The 625-nt window shown below is 65.9% G+C and carries 1 protein-coding gene; it reads left to right on the top strand.

Annotated elements, in window-relative coordinates; translation table 11 throughout:
- The coding region (locus tag D6B71_RS22435) for an IS481 family transposase (protein WP_121259018.1) at nt 1-625 on the top strand (625 nt) is incomplete at both ends.

The following is a 625-nucleotide window of genomic DNA, read 5'->3' as shown; positions in this document are numbered from 1 at the left end:
GAGCCGATCCGCCGCTATGAGCACGAGAAGCCCGGCGACCTGATCCACGTCGACGTCAAGAAACTCGGCAAGGTCCCCGACGGCGGCGGCTGGCGCTACCTCGGCCGCCAGCAGGGGAAGAAGAACCGAGCCGCGACGGCCGTACGCACCGGCGAGCGCAACCAGTACCGCAACCCCTTGATCGGCACCTGCTACCTCCACACGGTCATCGATGACCACTCCCGCGTGGCCTACGTCGAGGCACACGACGACGAGACCAAGGAAACCGCCACCGAGGTCTTGAAGAACGCGGTCGCATGGTTCGCCGACCGCGGCGTCACCGTGCAGCGTGTGCTCAGCGACAACGGGAGCTGCTACCGGTCGAACCTGTGGCGTGAGACCTGCGCTGACCTGGGCATCACGGCGAAGAAGACCCGGCCCTACCGACCGCAGACCAACGGCAAGATCGAGCGCTTCCACCGGACGCTGGCCGAGGGCTGGGCGTTCAAGAAGTTCTACAACTCCGAGTCAGCCCGGCTCGCCGCTCTGCCAGCATGGGTCCACGAGTACAACCACCACCGGCCCCACTCAGCAATCGGGAAGGCCGCACCCATCACCAGGTTGGACAACCTGGCTGGGCATCACA

Origin of the sequence: Nocardioides ferulae, from assembly GCF_003660455.1 — a bacterium.
In the GTDB taxonomy this organism is placed as follows: domain Bacteria; phylum Actinomycetota; class Actinomycetes; order Propionibacteriales; family Nocardioidaceae; genus Nocardioides; species Nocardioides ferulae.
The sequence above is the reverse complement of the archived record's forward strand: the minus strand, read 5'-3'. Positions and strand labels throughout refer to the sequence as shown.